Annotated in this window: 21 protein-coding genes and 1 pseudogene; 16 read left to right on the top strand and 6 right to left on the bottom strand. The window is 56.9% G+C overall.

Translation table 11 applies throughout. From position 1 onward, the window contains the following. Nucleotides 1-392: 392 nt before the first annotated feature. A pseudogene (locus IQ241_RS26235) lies at nt 393-617 on the top strand (ABC transporter permease); the annotation flags it as partial. A 70-nt stretch (nt 618-687) separates the two neighbouring features. Further along, a complete protein-coding gene (locus IQ241_RS26745; protein WP_390622482.1) occupies nt 688-801 on the top strand; it encodes an AraC family transcriptional regulator in 114 nt (37 codons plus the stop codon). A 73-nt stretch (nt 802-874) separates the two neighbouring features. On the opposite strand, the gene IQ241_RS21095 is transcribed toward IQ241_RS26745, so the two are convergent. From IQ241_RS21095 to petP, 4 genes are all read right to left on the bottom strand, one after another. Further along, nucleotides 875-3,280 carry a transglycosylase domain-containing protein gene (locus IQ241_RS21095; RefSeq protein WP_193911089.1) on the bottom strand — a complete coding sequence of 802 codons (2,406 nt, stop codon included), beginning with the start codon at nt 3,278-3,280 and terminating at the stop codon, nt 875-877. A 160-nt stretch (nt 3,281-3,440) separates the two neighbouring features. Further along, entirely contained in the window at nt 3,441-4,463 is a 1,023-nt protein-coding gene (gene chlG, locus IQ241_RS21100) for a chlorophyll synthase ChlG (RefSeq protein ID WP_193911037.1), read from the bottom strand. A 53-nt stretch (nt 4,464-4,516) separates the two neighbouring features. Beyond that, nucleotides 4,517-5,614: a Get3/ArsA fold putative tail anchor-mediating ATPase NosAFP gene (locus IQ241_RS21105; protein ID WP_193911039.1), complete on the bottom strand. Its 1,098-nt coding sequence runs from the start codon at nt 5,612-5,614 to the stop codon at nt 4,517-4,519. Between the two features lie 82 nt (nt 5,615-5,696). Beyond that, nucleotides 5,697-5,888: a cytochrome b6f subunit PetP gene (gene petP / locus IQ241_RS21110; protein ID WP_193911090.1), complete on the bottom strand. Its 192-nt coding sequence runs from the start codon at nt 5,886-5,888 to the stop codon at nt 5,697-5,699. 138 nt (nt 5,889-6,026) lie between these two features. On the opposite strand from petP, the gene hisF reads away from it, so the two are divergent. Then, nucleotides 6,027-6,803 carry an imidazole glycerol phosphate synthase subunit HisF gene (gene hisF, locus IQ241_RS21115; protein ID WP_193911041.1) on the top strand — a complete coding sequence of 259 codons (777 nt, stop codon included), beginning with the start codon at nt 6,027-6,029 and terminating at the stop codon, nt 6,801-6,803. Nucleotides 6,804-7,045: 242 nt separating this feature from the next. Further along, a complete protein-coding gene (locus IQ241_RS21120; RefSeq protein WP_193911043.1) occupies nt 7,046-7,312 on the top strand; it encodes a hypothetical protein in 267 nt (88 codons plus the stop codon). A gap of 1 nt (nt 7,313) precedes the next feature. Here IQ241_RS21120 and IQ241_RS21125 read toward each other — a convergent pair whose 3' ends face one another. Next, nucleotides 7,314-8,138 carry a peptidoglycan-binding domain-containing protein gene (locus IQ241_RS21125; RefSeq protein WP_193911045.1) on the bottom strand — a complete coding sequence of 275 codons (825 nt, stop codon included), beginning with the start codon at nt 8,136-8,138 and terminating at the stop codon, nt 7,314-7,316. On the opposite strand from IQ241_RS21125, the gene IQ241_RS21130 reads away from it, so the two are divergent. The 10 genes from IQ241_RS21130 to IQ241_RS21175 all read left to right on the top strand — a co-directional run bounded on the left by IQ241_RS21130 (nt 8,137) and on the right by IQ241_RS21175 (nt 16,942). Next, the gene (locus IQ241_RS21130; protein ID WP_193911048.1) at nt 8,137-8,283 is read left to right on the top strand and encodes a hypothetical protein; all 147 of its coding nucleotides are present in this window, start codon (nt 8,137-8,139) and stop codon (nt 8,281-8,283) included. The two genes, IQ241_RS21125 and IQ241_RS21130, sit on opposite strands and share 2 nt — an antisense overlap. Before the next feature lie 79 nt (nt 8,284-8,362). Beyond that, a complete protein-coding gene (locus IQ241_RS21135) occupies nt 8,363-9,217 on the top strand; it encodes a hypothetical protein (RefSeq protein WP_193911049.1) in 855 nt (284 codons plus the stop codon). Between the two features lie 403 nt (nt 9,218-9,620). Beyond that, nucleotides 9,621-11,981 carry an HD family phosphohydrolase gene (locus IQ241_RS21140; protein ID WP_193911051.1) on the top strand — a complete coding sequence of 787 codons (2,361 nt, stop codon included), beginning with the start codon at nt 9,621-9,623 and terminating at the stop codon, nt 11,979-11,981. A gap of 110 nt (nt 11,982-12,091) precedes the next feature. Next, nucleotides 12,092-12,877 carry a Uma2 family endonuclease gene (locus IQ241_RS21145; protein WP_193911053.1) on the top strand — a complete coding sequence of 262 codons (786 nt, stop codon included), beginning with the start codon at nt 12,092-12,094 and terminating at the stop codon, nt 12,875-12,877. Between the two features lie 193 nt (nt 12,878-13,070). Further along, complete coding sequence (locus IQ241_RS21150; RefSeq protein WP_228021937.1) at nt 13,071-13,604, top strand: ZIP family metal transporter; 534 nt, start codon at nt 13,071-13,073, stop codon at nt 13,602-13,604. A 78-nt stretch (nt 13,605-13,682) separates the two neighbouring features. Then, nucleotides 13,683-13,958, top strand: a complete 276-nt coding sequence (locus tag IQ241_RS21155) for a thioredoxin family protein (protein WP_193911057.1) — start codon at nt 13,683-13,685, stop codon at nt 13,956-13,958. 44 nt (nt 13,959-14,002) lie between these two features. After that, nucleotides 14,003-14,458, top strand: a complete 456-nt coding sequence (locus tag IQ241_RS21160) for a MerR family DNA-binding protein (protein WP_193911059.1) — start codon at nt 14,003-14,005, stop codon at nt 14,456-14,458. Between the two features lie 78 nt (nt 14,459-14,536). After that, nucleotides 14,537-15,970 (top strand): mercury(II) reductase, encoded by a 1,434-nt coding sequence (merA, locus tag IQ241_RS21165; protein WP_193911061.1) that lies wholly within the window; start codon nt 14,537-14,539, stop codon nt 15,968-15,970. A gap of 15 nt (nt 15,971-15,985) precedes the next feature. After that, a complete protein-coding gene (locus IQ241_RS21170; protein ID WP_193911063.1) occupies nt 15,986-16,369 on the top strand; it encodes a MerC domain-containing protein in 384 nt (127 codons plus the stop codon). Between the two features lie 9 nt (nt 16,370-16,378). Next, the gene (locus tag IQ241_RS21175) at nt 16,379-16,942 is read left to right on the top strand and encodes an arsenic resistance protein (RefSeq protein WP_193911065.1); all 564 of its coding nucleotides are present in this window, start codon (nt 16,379-16,381) and stop codon (nt 16,940-16,942) included. A 358-nt stretch (nt 16,943-17,300) separates the two neighbouring features. On the opposite strand, the gene IQ241_RS21180 is transcribed toward IQ241_RS21175, so the two are convergent. After that, nucleotides 17,301-17,552 (bottom strand): AMIN domain-containing protein, encoded by a 252-nt coding sequence (locus IQ241_RS21180; RefSeq protein WP_193911067.1) that lies wholly within the window; start codon nt 17,550-17,552, stop codon nt 17,301-17,303. A gap of 240 nt (nt 17,553-17,792) precedes the next feature. Between IQ241_RS21180 and IQ241_RS21185 the strand changes: the two genes are divergently transcribed. Both IQ241_RS21185 and IQ241_RS21190 read left to right on the top strand, forming a co-directional pair. Beyond that, nucleotides 17,793-18,587, top strand: coding sequence for a tetratricopeptide repeat protein (locus IQ241_RS21185; protein ID WP_193911068.1), 795 nt, complete (start codon nt 17,793-17,795; stop codon nt 18,585-18,587). A gap of 78 nt (nt 18,588-18,665) precedes the next feature. Next, nucleotides 18,666-19,058: an ArsR/SmtB family transcription factor gene (locus tag IQ241_RS21190; protein WP_193911070.1), complete on the top strand. Its 393-nt coding sequence runs from the start codon at nt 18,666-18,668 to the stop codon at nt 19,056-19,058. The last annotated feature ends 6 nt before the right edge of the window (nt 19,059-19,064 follow it).

Here is a 19,064-nt window from a genome sequence, read left to right on the forward strand (position 1 = left end):
AAGTTGTTTAGCTTTGAAACGATCTTCAACAACTTTCTAGCATTCAGAAAAGCCAGTGTCTAGCTTTTTTGGTAACTCTACTGAAGCTTTATACATCCATCAGTGGAATTACAGAGAGATTAAAGGATTATAAATGCAACCGTTTAGGAGGAATAAGCAAAAGAGTAAGCTTTACAGCGGGCTGCATCAGGTCAGCTGTGGCCATAGCAGAAACGATGCCATGGTACCTTTGCGGTGAGGGTTCAAGGCAGGAAGCGGCAGCTCAATCCTGACTGCTACCAATGAGTAGACGCCTTAGGCCAAAACTATGCGCACCTGCGGCAAGCTGCTGCTAAATGTCAATGCACAGTTTTAAAAAACAGCGCAATTAGATTTAAAACTGGCCTTTAGGGTTTTGTCTGGCCTACGTCGCCGTCGTCGTCTCCAGCCGCCTCAGTGGCCTCAATCCGCACCTGGAAGAAGCGGCCTTGGACTTAGGCGCTACGCCGGCCCAGGCCCTGGTGAAGGTGCTGCTACCCCAGCTGGCCCCGGCTATCCTGGCAGGCTGCCTGCTGGCCTTTGTCCTGAGCATGGATGATCTGCTGATTTCCAGCTTTACCGCTGTCGCCGCGACGCCCCCCCGGCAGAAGATAGGCCGCCACAAACAGCAGCGCCTGAAAAAGCCCGATGCTTCTTATTCGGAAGGATATGGCGATCGCGGATATTGCCAATGAACTAGGATTCGCCCATCAGAGTTATTTCACCCGGCACTTTAAGCGCGTAGTCGGTGTAAAGCCGACGCAGTTTTTGGCGCAATCTTAAGAACATGTCAAATTATTGAAGTTTCAGAACATGCTGAATATCACCAGAACAATAGAGCTCGTGCATTAGCGCTCTAATACTCATCCAGGATTTGAGGCTGGGGAGGCTCAGATACTGGGGCCGGTGCAGGCGCTGGAGCGGGTGGCGGCGCGGCTGTGGGAGTGGACGGCGCAGGGGGGGGCGAGACAGGTGCCGGAGCAGCAGCCGGTTCTATTGCCGGAGCCGGTTCTGGCGTCCGGGATGGTTCTGGCGCACGAGCGGGCTCGGGCTCGGGCGCAGCAACTGGAGCCGGAGCCGGGGTAGACGAGCGCTCGGGCACGGTTTCCTGGAGTCGCTCTAGCCGAGAGTTAGATGCTGGTTCGGGCGCCGCTTCGACTTCTGCCTGTTCGGCTCTAGGCTCGGGTTCAGACTCGCTGGACCGCTCCCGGCGGCGCTCTCGGCGTTCACTGCTGTCTCTTTCTTCGGAGGAGCCGGGTTTGTCCGCGACCACTTTGCCCGGCTTGACCGGCTGGGCCTCGATCGTGCCCTCTCGGCCAGATAGCCGCGGCAGCTCGGGAAATTCTTGCACCGGCAGGTCGTCGATAAACTGAATTACGAAGTTGTGCCAGGCCCGAGCCGCCGTACTGCTGGCGCCCCGGGTGGGGCTGCTATCATCGTTGCCCAGCCAGACGCCGGCTACTAGCTGGGGCGTGAAGCCGACAAACCAGAGATCGCGGTTTTTTTCCGAGGTGCCCGTCTTGCCCGCAATCTGCCGACCGCTGATGTAGGCATTACTGCCGGTGCCGCCTTCGACGACGCTCCGCAGCATCCAGTCTATGATGGCAGCGGTATCCCGATCGAATGCCTGCACCGGCTCTGGTTTGAATTCGTAGAGCACCTCCCCCTGATTGTTGATAATTCGGGTAATGCCGTGGGGGGTGAAGTGCTTGCCTTCAGCCGCGAAGCTGCCATAGGCGCTGGTCAGCTCCAGCAAATTCACCTCAGACGCGCCCAGCGCCAGAGAATAGGTCGGCATCAGCTCCGACTCAATGCCCGTTCGCTTCGCCGCCGCAATCACGGGCTCAAAGCCAACGTCTATCAGCAGCTTAACCGCGACGATGTTAATTGAGCTGGCTAGCGCCCGACGCAGCTCGACGGTGCCGCTGTAGCCGCCGCCGTAGTTTTTCGGCTCGTAGCCATCGACGACGTAGCGGGCGTCGTTGTAGCTCTTGTAGGGAGACATGCCGGTCGCGATCGCGGTGGCATAGACAAAGGCCTTGAACGTAGACCCTGGCTGACGCTGGGCCTGGGTCACCCGGTTGAACTGGCTGTCGTCAAAGTCGGTGCCGCCGACCATTGCCTTGATCTCGCCTGTCGTCGGGTCAAGTGCAACCAGCGAAGCTTGCTCAAACCGCTGCCAGTCCCCATAGTCTTCAACCACTTCTGCGACCGTTGCTTCTGCCGCCCGTTGCCATTTTGGGTTGAGGGTCGTCTCTACGGTTAGACCGCCCGCTTCGATTTCTTCTGCCGACAAAAATTCTGTCAGCTGCTTTTGCACGTAGATGGTGAAGTAGGGAAACTGACTGTAGAGATATTTGGGCTCGTTGGGCGTGGTCTCTACGCTGGCGGCATAGGCCGTGTCGGCCTGGGACTGGGTAATCAGTCCATTGGCCAGCATCCGGCTAATCACCTTGTCTCGCTGCTGCCGGGCTGCCGCCGGATCGACTAGGGGCGAATAGACACTGGGAGCTGGAGCCATGCCCGCAATCAGCGCAATCTCGGACAGGGTAAGCTGATCGACCGACTTACCAAAATAGATCCAGGCGGCGTCGGCCACGCCGTAGGCCCCCGCTCCCAAATAAACCAGGTTTAGATAGCGCTCTAGAATTTTTTGCTTGCCCAGCTCCTGCTCCAGCCGTCGGGCGATTACCGCCTCTTTAAGCTTGCGCTCCAGACTGCGCTCCTGGTCTAAAAAGACAATCCGAGCCAGCTGCTGGGTAATCGTGCTCGCTCCTTCTACCACTTCTCCCCGCCGCAGGTTGGCCCAAATTGCCCGGCCAATGGAGCGATAGTCTACCCCGTCGTGCTGATAAAACCGCCGATCTTCCGACGCGATAAACGCCTGCACCATCAGGTCCGGTAGGGCTTCATAGTCGAGCTTTTCCTGAGACGCCGGTCCGAGCTTCTGCAAAATGCTGTCGTCGCCTGCTTTAATCGTGATTGTGCCGCTGCGCTCAAAGGTTAGCGACTGTTCCACGTCGGGCAGGCTGGCTTCGAGATTGACCCAAAGGCGATGGGCGCGAGCAGAGGTCCCGGCGATGCCAGCGCCTAGCAGCAGCACCAGCCAGAATCCGGGCCGGGCGTAGAGCGGCTTAATTGATCGGGGACCGCGCTGGTGCAGCCGCTTGGCGGAAACATCGCGCCGATTTTTGCCCTTACTCTGGCGAGCAGCCCGCAGCCGCTCTGGCCGCGACTGCCGGGTCGATTCAGCCTGCGACATCAATAGCCAGATGCGGTTTGACCAGCGCCTCAGCTCGGTAATTGGGTTAGCCACGTCAGGTGCTCTCCAGTCTGGTCGGCCTGAACCGACACAGTCGAAACAGGGTAGTCAGCATTCACAATCGCTTTTTTCAGCTTTACAAACGGTAGCAGACGAGCCCTCAACTCACCAGGCTGTCCGTATGCCCAAGCGCCAGCGCCGTCACCAGCATCCCCAGCACCAGAAAGGGCTGGGCGCTGGCCTGGTACTTGACGTCGTTCTCCAGCGGCGCCCGCAGAAAATACATGTCCTGAAAAGTGATCTGAGGAATAATCAGCAGCACCAGCAGCACTGCGTACAGATTTTGATGAATGCTGATCAGGTAGGCCGCGACGCCGCCCTGAAATATGTCGATCATCAGCACGCAGATCCAGGCTGCTGTTGTGACGCCAAACATCACCGGCAGCGACTTCAGACCCAGCTGCCGGTCGCCCTCCACTGCTTTGAAGTCATTCACCACGGCAATTCCTAAACCGGCCATGCTGTAGACCAGGGTCAGAATCATCACGGTTGGGTTGAGCTCGCCAAAAAGGGCATGACCGGCCCACCAGGGCAGCGCAATATAGCTTGCACCCAGGGCATAGTTGCCCAGCCAGCCATTTTTCTTCAGCTTCAGCGGCGGGGCGGAGTAGATATAGGACAGCAGCGAGCCGCCGATGGCGAGGGCAGTAATCGTCGGGAATTCATGCCCGGCCCAGCGGTCGAGTCCATAGGCGACGGCCACTCCCGCCAGCAGCAGCACCCAGATCTGGGTTACCACCTGCGGCAGCGAAATCGCTCCCGAGGGAATGGGCCGATTGGGCTCGTTAATCGCATCCAGGTCGCGATCGTAGTAGTCATTAATCGTCTGGGTGTAGCCCGTTAGCAGCGGTCCCGCCATCAGCATACAGGCGGCCGCGATCAGCACATGCTCCAGCGACCAGACAAACTTGCCTGAAGACGCCGCGCCGCAGATCACGCCCCACATCAGGGGAATCCAGGTAATCGCTTTCATCAGCTGCAGACGGATCTGCCAGATCGAGGTTTCTCCAACATCCCCGCCCTTAATGCCCAGAAGGCGACGGGTTCTGCCGCTGCGATCGGCAGCCGCTTCAGCCGTCGGGATAGGGTCGGGAGCCGGTGGCGAGGTGGGATTTTCGGTCATGGGTTTACTCCAGTGGGTTTACTCCAATCGGGGGGCTTGCCTCAATCGGGGCGTTAGCCAAAGGTGATGATCAAATAGCCTAATTGAAACTTAGCACCGGTCACCGAACGGCCTTTCAGCTCGGGCGGCAAAGTCAGGTTGCGGCGCTGGTCGCCCGCTTCAACGGTGACCTCTGGCCCGTACTGAGTCAGCTTCACCTGCTTTTTGTCAAAGGCCGGGAAAAATAGCTTCACCGTCTGGGCTGCGACATCAACCGTCATCGGCGCCGGTACGTCAACCGGTGCGGTTAGGGGCGGCAACGCGGCCATCAGCGGCTGCCAGCGGTCTGATTTAGTCGGCAGCGCATTCACCGGCAGCGGTGAAAAAGCAGACTCAGCCGCACCGGCACTATCGGCCTGGTTCAGTAGCGCCCCGGCCACCGTTAGCCCAATCTGCTGGGCGGCGCTCCAGAGATAGCGACCGGTCGCGATCGCGCTTTCATCCGCCGTCGTCACCACGTAGGCCCGCAGCCGCATCGGGTCGGTGACCAGCGCTTTGCCCCGGTTGACCAGGGTATTCACTTCCTGAGTGGCGGGCTGATCCCAGAGGTCGGTGGCGTTGCCGCTGCTGAGGATGGCTCCGGTCACCGGCTGAATAAACGGCGAAATCGAACGGTAGAACTGGGATGATTGCAAGACGGCCTTGAACCGGCGAAAGTACCAGTCGATCCCCTCGGGCGTTCCCCACAGCCGCAGGGTGGCCTGATCGCCCGACCCGTCGTGCACAATTACGTCATACTCACCGCTGCCATCGAACTCACGGATGGCGTTGAGTGCCAGGGCGTCATCCAGTCCCGGCAGCAGACTCAGCTCCTGGCCGTAGACCGCCTTGAAAAAGGGATCGCGCAGATACTTGGCCTCAAACTGCTTCAGCCGCTCCCAGTTCTGCTCCAGCAGGGTAGTGGAGTGCAGCTGCACCGCCTGCAAATTTTCCGAGACCGGCTGCGGCGCTGACCCCACCTCCGCCCCCAGCAGCAGGCCAAAAGCTGGACCCGCATCCTGCGTTAGCAGCAGTACCCGCTGCCCCTGTTCAGCCAGCTGCTTTGCCGCCGCGATCGCTACCGTCGTCCGGCCGGTACCGCCCTTGCCGAGAAATGTCAGAATTAATGTCATGACCTAAGCGTACACAAACTCTTTACTCACTGCCTGAGCTGAGGCGCTCAGGCCGAGACTGGCTCAGACTGGCGCCAACCGCTCAGGCCGGGGCCAGCTCATCCTCAAAGAACCAGGTCGTAAAGCCGTCCTCAAACTTGACCAGCACGCCGACGCCGCTGCCGTCTGTCATTTTAAAGTCTCGAATGGTTCCGGTCTGGCCTAAACGCGATGCTAGCTTCTTCGAAACGCGATCGCGCAGTCGCCGCAGCTGAACCTTTTGCCCAATATCCAAAGCCATGCCTGCTGGAATTCCCACACTGAAAAATTAATCAAATCACTCCACAGTTTATCAGCGTACCGACGCTTATCCGTTATTCTGAGGGTCTATCTTGTCAGTCTTCTCATCAGACTTCTCACTGGGCCGGAGCCTATGCTAGCCAAACGCATTCTTCCCTGTCTGGACGTCAAAGCCGGTCGCGTGGTCAAGGGCACCAATTTTGTCAATCTTAAAGACGCTGGTGACCCGGTTGAACTCGCCCAGATTTACAACCAGGCCGGAGCCGACGAGCTGGTCTTTTTAGACATCACCGCCACCCACGAAGACCGCGATGTGATCTACGACGTGGTCTATCAAACTGCGGAGCAGGTCTTTATCCCGCTAACGGTCGGCGGCGGCATTAGCTCCTTGGACACGATTAAGCAGCTGCTGCGAGCCGGGGCAGACAAAGTCAGCATTAACTCAGCGGCCGTCCGCAACCCGGACCTGATCGATGCGGCCAGCGATCGCTTTGGCGACCAGTGCATTGTCGTCGCCATCGACGCCCGGCAGCGGCCTAGAACTGAGGAGACCGCCCCTCCGGGCTGGGACGTCTATGTGCGCGGCGGTCGAGAAAATACCGGGCTGGATGCGGTGGAATGGGCCGAAGAAGTGGTGCGTCGAGGGGCAGGTGAGCTGTTGATTACCAGCATGGACGCCGACGGCACCCAAGCGGGCTACGACCTGACCCTGACCCGCGCGATCTCAGAGCGGGTGAATGTTCCGGTAATTGCCTCTGGCGGGGCGGGCAACTGTCAGCACATCTATGAAGCGCTCACCGGCGGTCAGGCGACCGCTGCCCTCCTGGCCTCCCTGCTGCACTACGGCCAGCTCACCGTGGGCGAAATCAAAGCCTATCTAGCTGAGCGCCAGGTGCCAGTGCGCCAATAGACCGGGAAAAGTAAATCTGTAAAATCTGTACTAAATCTTACGATTCTTATTATTGTTGCAATCGTTAACTATTCTAGAAGAATGCAAAGCCGTTGAGCTGACTGGGCTAGGGCGGTTCTGAGCTTCCAGGTTCCGCTGGCTTCGCTCCTGCAAAGGGGCGGTGAGCTGCACCCATCTGCGCTTAACAGTGTTAAAATCTGTAAAGGTTTATTCATAAAGTTTGCGAGGTCTCATCTGCCGACATGGCAATCCTCATTTCAGCAATTGTCATCGGATTGGTCGCCTGGGCGCTGCGCCTGATGGAAAAAGCTGTCGAAAATCAGGAATTTTCGCTGATGCTGGCAGGATTTTTAGTGGCCTCTTCGGCGGCAGCCATGATCAGCGTCTATTTTCTGATAGGCAACTATATGGTTTTTATCGCCCACGCGAGCACGCCTGAATATTCTGAAGCTGTCACCTTTGAGGGTGAGCAGATTCTACCAGTCTGGGTGAGTCAGTCAGAAGGGTAAACTACCGCAGCAGAACCGACCAAGTTGCCGGGCCAACGACGCCATCTACACCGAGCTCGTACTCCCGCTGTAGGTTCTGAACCGCAATCTCAGTCATTTCACCAAAGGCCCCGTCAATCTCACCGCCGTAGAAGCCAAGTGTTTGTAACCGTGACTGTAGGCTGGATACTGCCGAGCCCTCCATCCCTTTCCTCAGCACCGGCAGGCTAATTTCAGTAGATTCGGCCGGGCTTGCTGCTGGCTCTGGACTGGCCTGCTCGGCAGGTTCGTCAGCAGATTCAGGCTGATCGACCGGTGCGGCTTCAGCGCCACCGTCTTCCGGAGCCTGACTGATCGCGGGGGGCTCAGCCGGGGCGGCACTGGGCGCCGGGTCGCCAGATGAGGGGTCGCTGGCTGCCGCCGGGTTTGGTTCGGGGGCTGGGCTAGCCGGGGCGGGCTGGTCCAGGTCTGGCAGCTCACTAGAGGCTTCAAGACTGGCAGCGTCATCGGCATTGGCCGATTCCATAGCGGGCTCCTCAGCTGGCATGTCCGGCGTATCGGCAATGCTGCCCGGCGTCGGCAACAGCTTTTCCCAGGTATCCGGCCCGACCACCCCATTTGCCTCTAGCCCCGCCGCCGTTTGAAATTGAACGACCGCCGCCTGGGTCGATTCGCTATAGACACCGTCTACCTCGCCGCTGTAAAAGCTCAGCAGCGTCAGCATCGACTGGAGCTCGCTGACGCGTTCACCCAAGCTGCCGAGCTGTAAAGTAGGGTATGAAGTCGCCTGAGCGATTTGATCAGTTGGGGCAGCCGGGTATGTTAGGGTCTCCGAACGCGCCAACATGACTACTCCGCTGCTCCAAAGACCCGCCGCGAGGCCAGCTACCCAGGCAGAACGCCAGATTTTTGGCCAGATTTTTGGCCAGATTTTTGGGGTGAGTTCAAATCCGTTAGCCTGTCTCATCGATCCGCTTTGCTCCAGCGCATAGGGCCACATCGTCCGCCTGACCGATCGGGAACCGATTCGACTGGCAGAAGTCCGTCGCTATAAATAACGGATATATGCTAATGCAAAACCGAAAATTACAAGATAAATTTTTCTCAACCCGAGTTGAGCTTTCAGTTCGCGATCGCATTTGGGCAGCGCTGCTGGGGGCCTGGCTTCCCATTGGCCAGGTCGGCTCGGGCCAAACTGAGCTGGCGGCTAACCTGCCGTTGGCGCGCACAATTTTGTCGATCTGGCAGGCTGGCCCAGCCCAGGCCTCCTTGCCGCCTGGGTTGAGCAGTGCAGCCCAGCTTGTCGCGATCGCGACGCTGCTGCTGCGCTATCACGACAATATGAGCCAGCGGATCGACCGTATTTTAGACTTAGGCCCGCCGTTCAGCAGCTCTGCTGAGCAAATCTGGCAAACCCTAATGCTCGGTGAGCTCATAGAGCTGGCGCTGGAGAATCAGCCGCTTGCTTTGGCCTGGACCCGGTTAGGCCAGATGCCAGCCCGCTACGGGGGGCGATCTTTCCCGAGAGCAGCGCTGTCGCCGCTGCCGTCAGCCTATCAAAACTGGCTAGAGGCCTGCGTTTTGCCGTCCGCCGAGCGGCTACCTGGCGATTCCGGACCGCCGCTCAAACCCGCTGTAGACATTCCATTAGTAGCCGCCCTCAGTCGCTGTTTCTCGAATCCGCAAGGGTACGCTGTCAATCCGTCCATTGAGGCTGCCGATAGAGGACTAGCAATGCTGACTGGGCTATTGACCGGAGCATTTGGCGGGCCAATCGTCTTGCCGGTCCACTGGCAGCTGGCTATAGACACCGATCGACTGCTGCTACAGGCAATCGCCGATCGGCTATTCCGACAGTGGGCCGGTATTCAGCCGGAGCTGGCAGATCCAGCCGCAGAAACGACGGCCGTTTTTTCGCTCCTTTAACCGCCGCGCATAGCTCCTGTAGGGAGTTTCTACCGTTGCTTGAACGGCCGACTATAATGATTTTCATCATGAACTTAATCCTCAATCAGCACAGCGTATCTTCGCAGCTACCCACGGCTCTTCAGCAGACCTTCTGGATCAGCCCAAACCTGATTAGCGCGTCTCTGGCGAGCCTCTAGAGTGATGCACGGGAGAGGTGAATATGCTTAGGGGTTTAGCAAAGCAGGTTCATCAGAGCTGGCGCTTTTTTCTCTGTTTTTTTATCAGACGCCCGGCGCGGCGGATCGGTAAACTTTGGAGTCGCTATTATTTTCCGCTGCTGTTTACAGCTCATCGAGCAGCGCCCCGGAGGTCCTTTAATGGCCTAGATAAGCCTGCTCGTGCGGCTTACCAACCCGGGGCGATGACATCGCGAGCTTCCTTCAGGCGACGCCTTTGGAATCGGCGAATTCGCCCCCGCCAGGCCCTAGTGGGGCTGCTCCTCGCCGTACTAGTCCTAACGGCGAGTCTGGGACAGCGGTTTTACAATCAGCCAGAGTTGAGCGTAGCGACCCAGTCGCCCCAGACGTTTACGGCGCCCGAAACGGTGACGCTGGTCGATCAGCAAACGACTGAGCAAAATCAGGTTGCTGCTCGCAGCGGAGCAATCTCAGTTTTGATGGTCGAACCCAATACTACGGGCGCGATTAAGCGAGATTTGGGTACGCTGCTGAAGCAGGCCGGTGAAATCCGTAAGCAGGCAGGCAGCCTGCCCTATTTGGAAACCTCTGTTCTGTCTCGGTCAGATCAGAGCTATCTGCGTCAGCTGTCAGCTGCTGACTGGCAAGAAATTTGGTCTTTGGCTTCTGAAGCCAGTGTCGATATCTCTTTGCTGACAGAGGAAGAGGCCGCTCCGGCTGGCATTCCGATCGATCGGCTCGATCAGCTGACCCCTCCTCAAAAATCGGCGTTGGAGGCTCTGTTAGCGTATCGTCAGGCCACCTCTGACCGGTCTCTGAGAGATGTGGGCAATCAGATTGAGGTAAGTCAGCGCCGATATCGCAACGCTTTAGACCTGATTGAGCTGCTGCCAGAGCAGCGGCGATCGCTGTTTAGCGACCGTCTGTTGGAGCTAAGCGATGCGGATTGGAAGCGTCTGGTGAGCAAGACCCAGCTGGTGCTGGAGCAGATGCTGACCCAGGGTATCCATCCGGGAATGCCCCCGGAGCTACTGCGCCGCGCCGCAGAGACCCATATTTCAGCTTCATTGCCCCCTCCAGTCCAGGCGCTCGCAACGGATTTGCTGACGGCGGTGCTCCGCCCTAACCTGGTCGAGGATCCGGAGAAAACTCGCCTGCGCGCAGAGCTGGCGGCCAAACAGGTTAACCCCGTGACCGTCTCTATTAATGCCGGCGATGTGATCGTTGACATGGGTGAAACGATTCGTCAGTCTGACTTTGTCCTGCTCGATCACTTTAACCTGACCCGACGGCGATTTAACTGGTTGGGGTTTACGAGCTTTGGCCTGCTCGTCGCCTGCGCTACGGCGATCTATCTCGGCGTGGAGCAATGGCTGACCAGTCGCCTGCGCCAGCGCGACCTGGTACTCGTACTGGTGCTGATTCTAGGCGTCGCCGGGCTGGTGGCTCTCGACTTGCCCACCCTGGGCCTGCCGGCGGTGGGCCTATTGGTGGGTAGCTTCTACGGGTCCACCCTGGGCGCGGTGCTAGTACTTCTACTGACGGCAGTATTGCCCATTGGGGCTGAGGTCAGCGGCATTCCTTTAATCTCTGGGGCGGTTGCGGCTTTGGTTGGGGCCTGGATTGCGCCGCAGCTGCGATCGCGCGAAGAATTTGCCCTGCTCGGCGGCTTTGTTGGACTGGCCCAGGGCAGCGTTCACCTAATCCTGACGCTGATGTTCACTTCGGTATCGACCTCGGCCTGGCAGAGCATTCTGGCAAATTCGGCGCTGCAAGGGCTGTTTGGAGTGGCCTGGAGTATTGTGGCCCTGGGCGTCAGCCCCTATTTAGAACATGTTTTTGACATCGTCACCCCGATTCGCCTGGCCGAGCTGTCGAATCCTAACCGGCCCCTGCTCAAGCGGCTGGCCTCAGAAGCACCGGGCACCTTTCAGCATACGCTTTTTGTCACGGGTCTGGCCGAGGCGGCGGCTCAGGCCCTGAATCTCAACGTTGAGCTGGTGAGGGCCGGGACGCTGTACCACGATATTGGCAAAATGCACGACCCGCTGGGCTTTATCGAAAATCAAATGGGCGGCCCGAACAAACACGACCAGCTTGACGACCCCTGGGCGAGCGCCGCCATCATCAAAAAACACGTCACCCTGGGGCTGGTGATGGCCCGCAAGCACCGACTGCCCAAGGCGATTCGGGCCTTTATCCCAGAGCATCAGGGCAGTATGCCAATCAGCTATTTTTTGCAACAGGCTGAGCAAAAGCAAAAAGAGAATCCCGAGCTGACAATCAGCCGTGCCGATTTTTGCTACGACGGCCCCATCCCGCAAACCCCGGAGACGGGCGTAGTGATGCTGGCCGACTCCTGCGAGGCGGCCCTGCGATCGCTCAGCACCGATGCGTCCTTTGAAGAAGCCTTTACGATGGTCAACAGGATTCTTCATGCCCGCTGGAAGAGCAAGCAGCTGGCCGATTCGGGCCTGCTGCCGGAAGATCTAAAGCGAATTGCCGATGTTTTTGTCCAGGTCTGGCAGCAGTACAACCACAAGCGCATCGCCTATCCCCAGAGCGCCCTTACCCCGGCTAGCTAACGCCTCAGCCAGAAGCTAGCCAATCGGTTTTTGCAGTAGTTTAGGACTAGGATTATAGAGGGCAGACTGCCACTTCCGATCGCTTAGTCAACGCATGCAGGTTTGTAGCAATGGTTCAAACTCAGCCCCAGCTCAGCCAGCCTGCGATCGCGTGGGAACCGCTCCCGGCTGATTATCCGTTACCCGATGACCCGGTGGAAAATATTAAACAGCCGCCCCTAGCTGCTGCCCTGACCGATGCCCTGGGAGCGGCTCAGCGGATTCAGCCCGAGATGCTAATCGGCTCTAACTTTGGCCTGACGGCAAAAGTCAATCAGAAAGTCGTCGTCAAGGCTCCCGACTGGTTCTACGTGCCTCGGGTGCATTCCCCTGAGCAGGAAGATCGGCGCAGCTACACGCAGCATCTAGAGGGCGATCGCGTTGCCGTGGCGATGGAATTTCTCTCGGCGGAAGACAACGGTGAGCTCTCAATTCGGGCGACCCCTCCCTATGGCAAGCTCTATTTCTACGAGCGGATTCTGCAAGTCCCCACCTACGTCATCTACGATCCTGCTGAAGCCTTGCTAGAGGTGCGCTATCTAGAAAATCAGCGCTACGCCTTGCAGTCGCCGAATGCCGCAAATCAGTTTTGGATTCCAGAGCTGGAGCTATTTCTAGGCGTTTGGCGAGGGGAGCGTCTGACTCGAACCATCAGCTGGCTGCGCTGGTGGGACGCCGAAGGTAACCTGCTGCTCTGGAGTTCTGAACAGGCCGAGCAGGAGCGCCAGCGGGCCGAGCAGGAGCGCCAGCGGGCCGAGCAGGAGCGCCAGCGAGCCGAGCAGGAGCGCCAGCGAGCTGACCGGCTAGCAGAGCTGCTGCGATCGCAGGGTATCGATCCCGATCGAATATCTGAATAGGGCATTTCTCAGGATTTCAATGTTTAAATTGGCTCCTATGAACCGGTATTCAGCTGGTAATGATGCTCAGTATCATAACTGTCACATTCCATGCCGTTTAAACGCCATCTTCACAAGGGACTCTAGGCGCGTTTGTTGTCGATCCAGATCCAGAACAGGCAGAAGTGGCGCGATCGCTTTTCAGGGGCAAGCCTTGGTCTGGTTGGCGGCAACGGTGGCGTTTCTAGCCTTACTCGCGGTGGGGCGTCGTCGCGGCAAGCCGCCTGAAGGCATCGCCCTATCTACCTACATGGCGCTCGGCATTGGCCTGCACAATCTGGGAGAAGGGCTGGCGATCGGGACGGCTTTTGCCCTGGGAGAAATTGCCTTAGGCTCATTTCTAGTGTTGGGCTTTACCCTCCACAACCTCACCGAAGGACTGGGCATCGTCGCTCCCCTGCTCAAAGACAAACTGCGCTGGCCAACATTCCTCTCGCTAGCTGCTCTGGCGGGACTCCCCGCTGTAGTGGGAATTTGGGTCGGGGCCTTTGCGTTTTCGCCTCATTGGGCAGCTCTGTTTCTTGGCATTGGGGCTGGAGCCATTTTGCAAGTCATGGTTGAGGTGGGGACCTACCTGCAACGGCGATTATCTCAGCCTGATGGCTCTGGACTCTCTAGTCTGGGGATAGCTGGATTCACCATTGGTCTGATAGTGATGTACGGCACCGCCTTCCTGGTGAAGTTTTGAAACTTTCGTGCTGAGACCCTTGACCTTGAAGTTGGGTATAAGGTTTAGGCTGAATTCAGCGTTTAGGAGACAAGCAAAATGTCTAAGCGAATCGTGGAAGTATTCACCGCCGGATGCCCGCTGTGCGACGAGACCGTCAAGCGGGTTCGAGAGCTGGCCTGCTCAAATTGCGACGTGCAGGTTTGGGATCTGCGAACCGGATGTGTAACAGATGAATGTCGCGAAAAGGCTGCCCAGTATGGCATCCATCGCGTTCCGGCTGTTGTCGTCAATGGTCAACTGGCGGAGTGTTGCCAAAACCAGTCGCCCGTTTCGCGAGAGCAACTGATTGCAGCGGGTCTCGGGCAAGGTTAAACAAACTTGGCCGGGGGATGTTTCTCCCGGCTAACGGAGAAGCTATGACAGAGGGTTTGTTAATCGGTGAACTGAGCCGTCGGGTCAATCTTCCCGCTCAAACCATTCGCTATTACGAGCGAGTGGGATTGCTGTCTCCCCCAAAGCGGACGGTATCTCACTATCGCATCTACTCGGCAGCGGCGGCGGAGAGGCTCGATTTTATCCAGAAGGCCAAACGATTTGGCTTATCTCTGGATCAGATTAAGCGGTTGATTGATCTCAGGCAGGATGGCGTGCCCCCTTGCGCTGACCTCAAAGCTATGGTGAAGCAACACCTAGCAGAACTCGATCAGCATATTCAAGATATGCTGAACCTTCGCCAGGAGTTAGCCCATCGCTACGAGCACATTGAAGCTGCCCTGTCTAACTCTTCTGAGCTGCCTGATGAGATTGTCTGTAACGGCAAAATCTGCGGTCTGATTGAGCAAGATATTGGAGACAATCCAACTTCAACTTAAGCAATTTGTCCCCAAAAGCTAGATACCTCGGTCTTGATAGCTGGCGATATGTCCTGTCAATTTTGATAAAAGACTGCCATGAATAGAACCCATTTTGACCTGGTGATATTAGGATCAGGCTCAACCGCTTTTGCCGCCGCGCTAAGAGCGCAGGAACTGGGTAAAACGGCTGTGATGACTGAAGAACGAACTCCGGGCGGCACCTGCGTAAATCGGGGATGCCTGCCCTCTAAAAACCTAATTGAAGCGGCCAAACTGCTATACGATGCTCAGCATCCGCGCTATCCCGGTTTAACACCCACCTCGATACATCTGAATTTTTCCGCTCTCATTCAGCAGAAGGATGAAGTGATTGCTAACTACCGCAACAAGAAGTACGACAGCTTGCTGGGGAGCGGATTTTATATCGAGGAAAGTCATGCGGAATTGGTCGATGCTCATACGGTGCGAGTGGGAGATAAGCACCTGACTGGCGAGGCAATTTTGATTGCAACTGGTTCGCATCCGGTTGTGCCAGCGATTGAAGGGCTCAATGAAGTGCCCTATTTAACCAGCGATTTGCTGACTCGCCAAGAATCGATGGAACTCACCGAATGTCCGCGATCGCTTTTGATTATTGGTGGGGGATACATTGCGCTGGAGCTGGGGCAAATGTTCCATCGCTTTGGGGCGCAGGTTACGATTTTGGCGCGTAGCGGCCAGGTGCTGGCTCATGGTTACGAACCCCAGGTTGGTCAAACCATCGGCGCAATCCTGCAAGATGAAGGCATTCAAGTTGTTACTAATGCCTCAATTCAGTCCGTTCGCCAAGCAGAGCAGGATGTTGTGGCAGAGGTGCAGGTCAACGGTTCTCTCCAGACCTTTCAAGCTGAAAAATTACTGGTGGCCACTGGGCGTGCCCCCAACACTAGTGCCATAGGCGCAGAGAAGGCGGGAGTTACTCTAGGCGATCGCGGCCAGGTGCAGGTAAATGAATACTTACAGACCAATATTCCCCACATTTTTGCCGCCGGAGATGTGATTGGCTATGAGCAGGGCAGCCAGATGGCGACTCCGGTAGGCAGCCAGGACGGTGGCATTGCCGCCCTCAACGCGCTGTCGGGCGAAACGCTGCGGGCTGTGAATCATCGAGTGATTCCTCGGGCAATTTTCACTGACCCTCAGATTGGCATTGTCGGTATGACTGAGCAAGAAGCGATCGCCGCCGGACATCGTTGCTGGTGTCGTACGGTGCCGATGTCGCTAGTGCCCCGTGCAGGAGCAATCCGCGATCCGAAAGGCATGATCAAAATGGTAGCGGACGCGGATACCGATGAGATTCTAGGCGTTTCGATGGTCGGTCACAGCGCTGCCGAGGTGATTCATGAAGCAGCGATAGCAATGCGATTTCATGCCAAGCTCCAGGACTTCATTGACCTGATTCATATCTATCCCACGATGGCCGAAGCCCTCAAGATTGCCGCCATCTCTCGCTATAAGGACCCGGCTAAACTATCGTGCTGTGCTGAGTAGAGGTAGGAAGATATTGTGAGTATTCCATCGAAGTCTGGATTTTGGCAGCGTTATGCCGATAAAGTCGGCGTTGGCGGCTCTATTTTTGCAGCGCTGTGCTGTTTAGGGTTTCCGGCCCTGCTCTCGCTTTTGGGAGCCATTGGTCTCGGCTTTTTGATTAACGATGCTATCCTACTGCCGCTCCTAACCATTTTTTTGACCGTAACGCTAGGCGGATTCTTTGCTGGGATGCGTCATCACGGTCAGCCTTGGGCCTTCGGTTTAGGATTGCTCAGCGCTTTAGTGCTGTTTGTCTTTTTGTTTATCAATACCGCGATCTCCTACATCGGGTTGGCCGGGCTGATTGTTTCTGGTGGTCTGAATATTTGGCTACGTTCTCGGCAACTCAAATCGTCCTAGGAGTTTAACGTGACCTGGTTTGAGCGCTTTCAGCCCCTATTGATTCTTCTATCAGTAGCGCTTGGACTCGGATTGTCGCTGATTGAAGGCACTGCTGCCATTGCAGACCGTTGGATTTTGCCGCTGCTGGCGGTCATGCTCTACGCGGCATTTTTGTCGATTTCTCTACGACACTTTGGCAGCGCCTTTAATGACTATCGAGTCACTGTTGCCAGCTTGGCGATCAACTTTCTGTGGACACCGCTGCTGACCTGGGGATTGGGAGCGCTCTTTTTCCCGGATGCGCCGGATTTGCGGGTGGGACTATTAATGCTATTGGTCACCCCCTGCACTGATTGGTATCTGGTGTTTACCGGCATCGCCAAAGGCAATGTGGGGCTGGCAACGGCTCTGTTACCGCTGAACTTTGTCTTGCAGATGGGGCTGCCACCCGTTTATCTGGCGGTGTTTGCCCAATCCCTGGTCGGATTGAATCTATGGGTACTGGGGGCCAGAGTCGTGACGGTACTGTCCGTGCCTCTGGCTCTGGTGTCACAGGTGCTCTTACGGCTCCGCACCCGGACTTCACCGTAATCATTTAATCAACACAGCGATGAGCGCAGATGCTTCAACAGCGTATTCCGAAATGAATCAGCGAAAGAGGACTGCAGGGCCAATCTTCCGGGTGACAGATGACTCCTGGCGGGATGTCGGTGAAAATTAATTTTTCCGAAAGGGCCTGAAAGTAGACTCAGCTTTCAACCCGCCGCAGATTTTCCTTGGAACCAGGACGCGATGAATAGTCAGCTTATCAGGGTAATTGGCTTGGCGCTTCTGCCAGCACTGGGAAACTTTGGTGGTGGGGTGCTAGCCGAATGGCTACGTCCCTCTAAAGCTCTTACTACACCTACTGTAGGATGCCTGAAGCGATCGCCTGCGACATTTGCTGTCTCTAAGCCGGGTCGTTAAAGGTTCGCGCATCCTGTGCCCCCGTGACAAAGAGTTGAGGCGTTTGCCCTTGCACAATCATCTGGGCAGGGTCAACGGTATAGCCAGGCGCTAGCTCAATCACCAATCGCGTCGTCTGAGCGTCGAACTGACCGATGCGAATCGCTCTGACCATCCTCTCCACGGCCTGATTCACCGTGTGCTGGCCCAAGGTCGTACCCGTCAAATCCACCACGATTCGGGTGGGATTCGACAATAGCTGCGCTCTGGGCTGTACCCCAGAGTCAGTTTTGCCTGATTTTAGGTTTTTGGGATCACACTATTTTTTTCGTCCAAGTGAAATCCGGGAGCAGAGATCGCTCGTTACACTGAATAGAGATCAGGTTTGAGAAGCGTCACAGCTTTGCTTTTAGCCACTGTTCCGGCGCTTTAGTCTACCTTTGCATGGGCAACTGAGCCGCAGCAGAGTCCAGGTTGTCATTATTGGGAGGTCAGAATGGGACGCAACAAAGGGTTGATGCTCGGTTTGACAGTCTTTGTCGTTACGGCGGTGGGCGGACTGTCGGTTTCTGAACCCGGACGGACAGCGACTATTGCGGCTGTCACTGAGCCGTTAGTCGAGCGGGGGCTACAGCAGGCTGAGCAGGGAGAATTGGAAGCGGCGATCGCTACCTATACTGAGGCGATCGCGGCTGATGCAGACAATGCTGACGCCTATCTTCATCGCGGCGTTGCTTACCATGACCTGGGGGATTATGAGCAGGCGGTTGACGACTTTTCTATGGCGCTTCAGCTTCGCCCCGATCATGTGGAAACTCTCTATAACCGAGGAGAAGCCTACTCTCACCTGACCGATGCCGAGGCGGCGATCGCCGATTTGAGTCAGGCGATCGAGATTGACCCAGACTTTGTGCAGCCCTATCTGGATCGCAGCGTCATTCTGGCGACGACTGGGCGCTTGCCCCAGGCGCTGAGCGATCTGGATCAGGCGATCGCCCTTGCCCCCGACAATGCCGATGCCCACTACAACCGGGGCAAAGTCTACACTGAACTGGGCAATGCCGACGCCGCCCTGGCAGACTTTGATACCGCGATTCAGCTCAATCCAGAGCTGGCAGAGGCCTATGGCAACCGTGGACTTTTGCGCTATCAGCTCGGCGATCCCGAGCTGGCCCTGACGGATTTGCAGCAGGCGGCTGAGCTGTTTGAGGCCCGTGGCGACCAGCAGGGCTATCAGCAAACCCTGTACTTTATCCAGCAGGTGCAGCAGACGATTGAAATGGGCGATTAAACCGCCTTTTATCTGAACAGGTCTTCAGGTGGTAATGATTTTCAGTATCATAGAAGAGATGCTGAGCACTTCTCCTTTATGGCCAAGTCCCGTTCTGCCAAAGCGCAACTCATTCAAAATACTGACGCCCCCACCTGCGAAGAATCCCTGGTGCATCTGGATAATGTGCGCCAGGTGCAGTCTGAGGTGCTGGCCACTGAGAAAGCCCAGCGCATGGCGGAGTTCTTCAGCGCGCTAGCTGACCCCCATCGGCTGAAGCTGCTGTCGGCGCTGGCTCAGCAGGAACTGTGCGTTTGCGACCTGGCGGCTGCCGTCAAGATGGGCGAATCGGCGGTGTCACACCAGCTGCGAGTACTGAGATCGCAGCGCTTGGTGAAATATCGCCGTCGGGGCCGCAACGTCTGCTACAGCCTAGCCGATGACCACATCATGACGCTCTACCGCGAAGTTGCCGAGCATCTAGACGAATAAACCCGT

Source organism: Vasconcelosia minhoensis LEGE 07310 (assembly GCF_015207255.1).
Taxonomy (GTDB): Bacteria; Cyanobacteriota; Cyanobacteriia; order Phormidesmidales; family Phormidesmidaceae; genus Vasconcelosia; species Vasconcelosia minhoensis.

Bases quoted from the DNA above. Each gene is read 5' to 3' on its own strand.
- IQ241_RS26745 (WP_390622482.1), top strand. From the start codon at position 688: ATGGCGATCGCGGATATTGCCAATGAACTAGGATTCGCCCATCAGAGT.
- IQ241_RS21095 (WP_193911089.1), bottom strand. From the start codon at position 3,280: ATGTCGCAGGCTGAATCGACCCGGCAGTCGCGGCCAGAGCGGCTGCGG.
- chlG (WP_193911037.1), bottom strand. From the start codon at position 4,463: ATGACCGAAAATCCCACCTCGCCACCGGCTCCCGACCCTATCCCGACG.
- IQ241_RS21105 (WP_193911039.1), bottom strand. From the start codon at position 5,614: ATGACATTAATTCTGACATTTCTCGGCAAGGGCGGTACCGGCCGGACG.
- hisF (WP_193911041.1), top strand. From the start codon at position 6,027: ATGCTAGCCAAACGCATTCTTCCCTGTCTGGACGTCAAAGCCGGTCGC.
- IQ241_RS21120 (WP_193911043.1), top strand. From the start codon at position 7,046: ATGGCAATCCTCATTTCAGCAATTGTCATCGGATTGGTCGCCTGGGCG.
- IQ241_RS21130 (WP_193911048.1), top strand. From the start codon at position 8,137: ATGACTACTCCGCTGCTCCAAAGACCCGCCGCGAGGCCAGCTACCCAG.
- IQ241_RS21125 (WP_193911045.1), bottom strand. From the start codon at position 8,138: ATGTTGGCGCGTTCGGAGACCCTAACATACCCGGCTGCCCCAACTGAT.
- IQ241_RS21135 (WP_193911049.1), top strand. From the start codon at position 8,363: ATGCAAAACCGAAAATTACAAGATAAATTTTTCTCAACCCGAGTTGAG.
- IQ241_RS21140 (WP_193911051.1), top strand. From the start codon at position 9,621: ATGACATCGCGAGCTTCCTTCAGGCGACGCCTTTGGAATCGGCGAATT.
- IQ241_RS21145 (WP_193911053.1), top strand. From the start codon at position 12,092: ATGGTTCAAACTCAGCCCCAGCTCAGCCAGCCTGCGATCGCGTGGGAA.
- IQ241_RS21155 (WP_193911057.1), top strand. From the start codon at position 13,683: ATGTCTAAGCGAATCGTGGAAGTATTCACCGCCGGATGCCCGCTGTGC.
- IQ241_RS21160 (WP_193911059.1), top strand. From the start codon at position 14,003: ATGACAGAGGGTTTGTTAATCGGTGAACTGAGCCGTCGGGTCAATCTT.
- merA (WP_193911061.1), top strand. From the start codon at position 14,537: ATGAATAGAACCCATTTTGACCTGGTGATATTAGGATCAGGCTCAACC.
- IQ241_RS21185 (WP_193911068.1), top strand. From the start codon at position 17,793: ATGGGACGCAACAAAGGGTTGATGCTCGGTTTGACAGTCTTTGTCGTT.
- IQ241_RS21190 (WP_193911070.1), top strand. From the start codon at position 18,666: ATGGCCAAGTCCCGTTCTGCCAAAGCGCAACTCATTCAAAATACTGAC.